Source organism: Myxococcus dinghuensis, from assembly GCF_024198235.1.
Classification (GTDB): domain Bacteria; phylum Myxococcota; class Myxococcia; order Myxococcales; family Myxococcaceae; genus Myxococcus; species Myxococcus dinghuensis.
The window spans coordinates 1-2,910 of sequence record NZ_JAKCFB010000104.1; the positions used below are offsets into that span (position 1 = coordinate 1).

A 2,910-nucleotide genomic window follows, 5' to 3' on the forward strand; every position below is an offset into this window, starting at 1 on the left:
ACGGGACGTAGGCGGCGCCGGACTTGAGGACGGCCACGAGGGCCACCACCATGTCCAGTGAGCGCTCCAGGCAGACGGCCACGAGTTGATGGGGGCCGACGCCCAGGGCGCGCAGGTGGTGGGCGAGTTGGTTGGCGCGGGCATCCAACTGCGCGTAGGTGAGTGCCTCCGACTCGAAGCGCACGGCCTCGGCGTGAGGCGTGCGGTCCACCTGCGCCTCGATGAGCGTGTGCAGAAGGACATCCTCGGGATAAGGCTCACGCCATCCCTGGAAGTCCTCGAGCACCTGTCGACGCTCATCCTCCGTCATGAGGGGAAGCTGACTGAGTCGCCTCTCCCGGGGGCCTTCGGCCAGCGCCTCCAACACCACCAGCAGGTGCTCACCCAGGCGCCGAGCGGTCTCCGGCATGAAGAGGTCCAGGCTGTACTCCAACTGGGCCGCCATGCCGTCCTCGTGCTTGCGCAGCGAGAGCATCAGGTCGAATCGCGCGGTCTGCGTCACGACGGGCACGCGCTCGACCTGCAAGCCCGCCAAGGGCGGTACGTCGAACGGCCCGGCGTCCAGGACGAAGAGCGACTGGAACAACGGCGACCGTGACAGATCGCGTGCGCCTCCGAGCGCTTCCACCAGTCGGTCGAACGGCACCTGTTCCTGTCGGGAGAACGCCGTGAGCGCCTCGTCGCGGACACGCTCCAACATCTTCTGGACGGACGGATCTCCCTCCCACTGGAAGCGCAGTGGCACCGGATTGACGAAGAAGCCGATGAGCCCCTCGACCTCGGGATGAGCGCGATGACCCACCGATGCGCCCAGTACGAAGTCGCGTTGCCCCGAATAGCGGGACAGCAGGGCCTGCCAGCCCGTCATCAGCACCATGAAGAGCGTGGCGCCATGGGCCTCGCCCAGCTTCGTCAAGGCGTCGACGAGCCCAGCGGGGATGCTGAACTCCAAGGTGTTGCCCCGGAAGCTTCGGGAGGCCGGGCGGACGTGGTCGCCCCGCAGCTCCAAGGCAGGACTGCCCTGAAGATGTGCCCGCCACTCCTCGAGCCGCTCGGTCGCGATGGTGTCTCCGAGCCCAGCTCGCTGCCACACGGAATAGTCCGCGTACTGCACCGGCAGTTCGGCCAGCACCGGAGCGCGATTCGTGCTGAAGGCCTCATGCAACTCCGCCAGCTCGCGCACGAGCACGCCCATGGACCAACCGTCGGAGACGATGTGGTGCATGCAGAGGATGAGCAGGTGCTCGGCCTCGCCCGTCTTGAGCAGTGTGGTCCGCAACAACGGCCCTCGTTCCAGATCGAAGGGCTTGTGGATCTCCTCATCGATACGCCGTTGGAGGGCAACCCCCTGATCGGAGTGCTCCAGGACCTGAAGCTCCGCCACGGGCAGGGACCAGTCAGAAGGACTGGGATGGATGCGCTGGATGAGCCGCCCATCGCGGCCCCCGAATGTCGTCCGCAACGTTTCGTGGCGGCGCACCAACTCCGTGAAGGCGCGACGCAGTGGCTCCACCCTCAGAGGCCCTCTCAGGCGGAGGACGGCGGGCATGTTGTAGGCCGCGAGCCCGGGTTGGAGCTGGTCTAGGAACCACAGGCTCTGCTGCGAAAAGGACATCGCCAGTTCGCAAACGCCATCCTCTCCGGCGACCCGAAGTGCCGGAGCGATGGCCCGCTGCGTAGGGACCGAACGCGTGGCCGTCGAGAGACGATCCGCGAGCCGAGCCACGGTGGGTGATTCGAAGAATGCTCGCAGCGACAGCTCGAAGCCGAGCCACGCACGGACACGCGCGACCACCTGGGTGGCGAGGAGGGAGTGACCTCCGAGCGCGAAGAAGTCGTCGTGAACGCCGACCGTGTCGAGGCCGAGGGCCTGTGCGAAGAGCGAAGCGAGGCGCGCTTCGAGAGGAGAGCGAGGAGGGACGGAGAGGGCGCCCTGTGCGGAGGGGGCCTCGGGCATGGGAAGGGCGTTGCGGTCGACCTTTCCGCTGGGAGTCAGGGGAAGGGCGGGCAGGTGGACGAAGGCCGAGGGCACCATGTACTCGGGCAGCCGTTGGAGCAGGTGGGGCTTGAGGCCTGCCAGAACGAGCCCCTCCGCCCCCGTGACGTAGCCGACGAGGCGGGCGCCACCGGGGCCTTCGCGCAGCGCCACCACCGCCTCACGCACGTCTGGGTGCGTGAGGAGGGCGGCTTCGACGTCGCCGAGTTCGATGCGGAAGCCACGGAGCTTGACCTGGAAGTCGGAGCGGCCGAGGTACTCGAGGGTGCCGTCGGAGGCCCAACGGGCGAGGTCTCCAGTGCGGTACATGCGCCCGTGGGCGACAGGCCCGAAGGTGTCGGGGAGGAAGCGCTCGGCGGTGAGTTGAGGCCGGTTCCAGTAGCCCAGGCCGACCTGGACGCCGGCGATGAAGAGTTCGCCCGGGATGCCGATGGGGGAGGGCTGGCCGTGGGCGTCGAGGACGTAGAGGCGGGTGTTGGCGACGGGCCGGCCGATGGGTATGGAGGGGCGGGTGTCACCGCGGACGCAGTGCCAGGAGGAGACGTCGACGGCGGCCTCGGTGGGGCCGTAGAGGTTGTGGACCTCGGAGGTGGAGGGCAGGTGGGCGTGGGCGCGCTTCACCAGGTCGACAGGGAGGGCCTCACCACTGCACACCACGCGCTTGAGGTGCGTCAGCGCCGCGAGGCCGGGCTCCTCGAGGAAGGCGCGCAGCATGGAGGGGACGAAGTGGACTGTCGTCACACGCTGCTCGGCGAGCAGCTTCACCAGGTAGCCCGAGTCCTGGTGTCCGCCGGGCTGTGCCACCACGAGTCGTGCGCCGGCGAGCAGGGGCCAGAAGAACTCCCAGACGGAGACGTCGAAGCTGAAGGGCGTCTTCTGCACCACCGCGTCCGCGGCCGTCAGTGAGTACTCCT

General features: G+C 68.2%; 1 protein-coding gene. It reads right to left on the reverse strand.

Annotated elements, in window-relative coordinates:
* A partial coding sequence (locus tag LZ198_RS42645; protein WP_253977912.1) for a condensation domain-containing protein occupies positions 1–2,910 on the reverse strand: 2,910 nt, incomplete at both ends.